Raw genomic sequence first — 4,516 nt, forward strand, 5'->3', positions numbered from 1 at the left:
AGATACCAATCAGCATCAAAATATATGCAACGTTCGGGTTCGTGATCACTGACAGCAAACTAAAGCGCCAGTCTTGTTCTCGCTCGACAAAAGCAACATCACTAAGTTGGACTTCCTGACTGACACCGTTGATGGTGATGGTGCGTCCGTTGCTCAGTTCAACCAATTGCTGAAGATCGCTGGCAATAAAATCAATCACGTTAAGAGTCAGTGCATTCTCAGAATCCAAGCTGGCTGCCTCTCTTACCGCTTTTTCTGCCCATTCTTCGTTACGTTTGTGCAGCTTAGCCAAACTGACGATGTAGGCAGCAGCATCATTGATGACTTTCTTCTCCATCGCAGTGGTGGCTTTTACTTGATCTGAATTCTCTTGTTTGGTTGCGTCTTGCTCACTCGCAGAAGTGTTGTCGTCTTTATTGGCATCACCTTGAGGCGACAAGGGATTAGTCGGCGTTTTGCCACCGCCAAGAGACACTGGGGTTGCTGCACCTAGATTAGTTCCGGGCGCCATGGAAGCAACGTGGCTGGCAAGTAAAATATAGGTTCCGGCGCTCGCTGCTCGCGAACCCGCAGGGCCAACCCAAGTAGCGACAGGAATCGGTGATGTGGTGATGGATCGAATAATGTCACGCATCGACGAATCTAACCCGCCAGGCGTATTCATTTTCAAAATGATGAGTTTTGCTTGCTCATCGTGAGCTTGTTCTATTTCTCTAGTGAGGTAATCACTGGTCGCCGGACCTATCCCTCCGTTCACCTCAATCACCCAAACATCATCGGCCTGAGCGAACACAGAGCTGAACAACAGAAGAAACGCAAACAAGTACTTTAATATAAAAGTCATAGCCCCTCTCCTTACAACTGAGATGCTAGATAGACGTTTTATTTAAAGCGCAGAGGTAACATCTTGGTAATAAATAGATACCTTAAGCATAGTTCAGGCTAAATTTCCCACAACAAGCTTTATCATTTTCAGCCAGATTAATCTGTATAGAAAAAACTTAAAGATATTGATTAAATGTTAACAAAAGTAAGCAAGCGACGCGAAGCACAATCCATTCACAAAGCGATCAATAAAAACACTTTTATAAATCTTACAAATAACCGAACAACGAAAAACCAAAGCAAACGTTTGCTTTGGTATGAAAAAACATCTAATAGCGATTCACCTGCTGTTTTTAAGAGACTTTCACCTCTGCTCATATTGATAAATGTAAAGGATACGTGTAAAACTCTTCGCGAAATATTTATCCAATGGCACATCGTTCATTGGTGAGTAATTCTGGGATTTTTATATTTAGTAGCACAGAGGTTATGGAAGTGTTAAAAGAAAAGAGTTTACTAAGCAATATTGGCATTCAAGTCGTTATTGCAATGATCATCGGTACCGCAGTCGGCGCGATGATGGGTGACAGCGCAACTATGTTCGCTCCACTGGGTGCTATCTTCATCAATTTGATCAAGATGCTGGTTATTCCTCTAGTCGCGGTTGCCCTAATTTCAGGTGCTGCAGGTCTAGGTAATAGCTCATCGGCTGGTAAAGTCGGTGTAACAACACTGGGTTACTTTGCACTAACGTCTGCACTTGCTGTAGCACTAGCGCTTGTAATGGGTGAAGTGTTCGAACCGGGGCGTGGTATCGATGTTTCTGGCGTTGAAGGCATGTTCTCTTCAGAATACGCTGCGAAAGGCGAACTTCCAACGTTCTGGGCAACCATCACTGGCATGATCCCTACCAACGTTTTCCAATCACTGAATGAAGCAAACATTCTGCAAATTCTCGTTTTCTGCTTATTCTTTGGTATTGCGATTTCTAAACAAGCAAAAGAGAAACGTGACCCTATCATCAACGGTGTAAATGCTATCGTTGACGCTATGGTATGGATGATCAACAAAGTTATGATCATTGCACCACTTGGCGTATTCGGCCTAATGGCTGAAGCAGTAGGTACGTTTGGCTTTGGCGCGCTTATGGTCGTGTTCAAGCTGTTCATTGTTTACATCGCTGCGATTCTTATCTTCGGCTTTGTTGCTTACCCACTGATGATTCAAATCTTCACTAAGACTTCAGCTAAGAAGTTCCTAGTGGCAATGAAGAAGCCTCAAGCGGTTGCACTATCAACAGCATCTTCAATGGCGACACTACCAGTAACAATGGAAACGGTAGAGAAAGAACTTGGCGTTCGCAACTCTACGGCTTCATTCGTTCTGCCACTTGGTGCGACGATCAACATGTCTGGTAATGCAATTTACTACGGCCTAGTTGCTATCTTCTTCGCACAGCTGTTCAACATCGACCTTTCTATGGGCGCTTACGTTGCTATCATCGTAACGTCTACGCTAGGCGCAGTTGGTCAAGCTGGTGTTCCAGGTCCTTCTTTCCTAGTGGTTGCGGTTCTTCTAGCAGCTGGTATCCCTATCGAAGGTCTACCTCTGTTGTTCGCTCTAGACCGTATCTTCGACATGATCCGTACTGCCCTTAACATCACTGGTGATGCAGCATGTGCGGTAATCGTTGATTCTCTAATCAAAGACGAAGTGAAAGAAGCTGAGCTAGAGAAACAACAAGCTTAAACTTCTTAGAAACCTAAAGACCAAAAAGCCACTCATTTGAGTGGCTTTTTTACTTTCAAACGTTGATATTTGTTTACTCTAAATTAAGCGTCTTCAGAAACGTTAATTTTAAATCTCAGGACTTTCAAACTTGAATCGAGGTCGACATCGACAAATTCAGGTGGATTATCTAAACGCTCGATAAACTCAACACTTGGCGCTTCTTCTGCCATCGTCTCAATCAAGAAGTTTGGTGACACTGCTGGTGAGTTAACACAAGCAATCACTTCACCACCTTCGGTTAGAAGCTCAGGCAAACGACGTAAGATCTTTTTGTAGTCTTTAGTAAGTGCAAAGCTGCCTTTTTGGAACGAAGGCGGATCGATAATAACCAGCTCATATGGGCCACCCTTCTTGATTTTTCCCCACGACTTAAAGATATCGTAGCCAAGGAAGTTCACCGAGCGCATATCATGCTCATTCAAGCGGTGGTTATCACGGCCTTTGTTCAGTGATCCGCGAGACATGTCTACGTTCATACATTGTCGAGCGCCACCCGCAATCGCCGCCACAGAGAAACCACAAGTGTATGCGAACAGGTTAAGAACGTTCTTATCCTTAGCATTATCTTGTACCCACTGACGGCCATTACGCATGTCTAGGAACAGACCGAAGTTCTGATTGCGGCCAATGTCTAGTTGGTACTTAAGCCCATGTTCAACCACGACTGGTGAGTCGTTCAATTGACCCCACAACACTTCAGAGGGCGCGCCATCAGCATAACGGTGTTGCAGCACAATGCTTGTGCCCTGTTTTACTTGCCAGATATCTTTGTTAGTGAGGTCGACCAATCCAGTCTTTAGAGATGATAAGAACGCTTGGTCCACTTCTTTAAACACGTTAACCAATAACTGTCCATCAACCCAATCACAAGTGAGTTGATCTAGGCCGGGCCAAAACTTGCCACGCCCGTGAAAAATACGACGTAGTTCATTCGGCACTTCATTCAATTGCTGTTCAATATGACTAAAAAACAGAGGTAAAGCTGATGCTTCCATTATTTCACTCACTTAGTGTTTAGCTTTGGCCACGTTAATGACCAAGGTTCAAGCCAACTGTCTAAACCATTAGACACGATCTCTTGATGCCATTTCTCCCCCAAAGAGTCGAGGTTTCTTGGATCGCAGACACATTCGTAGGCTTGTGATTGATAGGTAAATCGAATCGCGAAGGCATGCAGATAGCCTCTGTCAGCCTCGTTCGATGGATTGTAAATAGGATCACCAACAATAGCCGAGCCAATGGACTTCATCGCGACACGGATCTGATGAGTTCGCCCCGTATAGGGTTTACATAAAAGTAGACGCTCACCGGGTTCAGCCGTTGCAGATAAAAATTGGGTAATCGCTGGGTTTTCTTTGGTTGTCAGCAGCTTCCAGCTTGAGCGTCGTGAACGCTCCATATCTCCTGAGATCAGCCCCTGCTTTTTCTTCGGCTTCTTGGAGCCTATCGCAAGGTAGTACTTCTCTACTTCACGCTTTGCAAACAACTGTGAAAGCTCACTCGCTGCCGGGGTATTTTTTGCCAGCAGTAGAATTCCTGACGTCATTTTATCGAGACGATGGACTAAATATAGCTTCGGCTCATTGATTGCCTTAGCAACTTCTTGCAATAACATCGTATCACCATCGTCTTTATGGACGCTGACGCCTGGATGTTTGTTTATAAGTAAAAAATCAGAGTGATTCAGAAGAATGTCGAACATGTAAAGGCTAGCTCCATTGTAGAACGTGGAGTATACCGTGTCTGAATCCAGATTCCAGCTACGAAAAAGCCCAACGAGTTCAATAAACATTGAATCGTTGGGCTTATGTTTCAATAGGCAACTTTCACTGGGAAGTCTTTAATCAATTCGCTCTAAGCTTATGTTCTAGACTTATGATCCAGCTCTAAGCTCTAAGCT

3 protein-coding genes and 1 pseudogene are annotated in these 4,516 nt (G+C 44.4%); 1 reads left to right on the forward strand and 3 read right to left on the reverse strand.

The features are described 5' to 3' along the window. A pseudogene (locus AB4496_RS24995) lies at positions 1-844 on the reverse strand (nodulation protein NfeD); the annotation flags it as partial. A 410-nt stretch (positions 845-1,254) separates the two neighbouring features. On the opposite strand from AB4496_RS24995, the gene AB4496_RS25000 reads away from it, so the two are divergent. Continuing rightward, positions 1,255-2,574, forward strand: coding sequence for a dicarboxylate/amino acid:cation symporter (locus AB4496_RS25000; RefSeq protein WP_012604345.1), 1,320 nt, complete (start codon positions 1,255-1,257; stop codon positions 2,572-2,574). 83 nt (positions 2,575-2,657) lie between these two features. Here the strand turns inward: AB4496_RS25000 and AB4496_RS25005 are convergent, their stop codons facing one another. Together AB4496_RS25005 and AB4496_RS25010 are read right to left on the reverse strand one after the other, a co-directional pair. After that, positions 2,658-3,611, reverse strand: a complete 954-nt coding sequence (locus AB4496_RS25005; RefSeq protein WP_009848763.1) for a class I SAM-dependent methyltransferase — start codon at positions 3,609-3,611, stop codon at positions 2,658-2,660. A gap of 8 nt (positions 3,612-3,619) precedes the next feature. Beyond that, positions 3,620-4,318, reverse strand: coding sequence for a TIGR01621 family pseudouridine synthase (locus AB4496_RS25010; RefSeq protein WP_102257848.1), 699 nt, complete (start codon positions 4,316-4,318; stop codon positions 3,620-3,622). Between the last annotated feature and the right edge of the window lie 198 nt (positions 4,319-4,516).

The organism is Vibrio sp. 10N.222.46.A1, from assembly GCF_041473595.1.
GTDB lineage: Bacteria > Pseudomonadota > Gammaproteobacteria > Enterobacterales > Vibrionaceae > Vibrio > Vibrio tasmaniensis_A.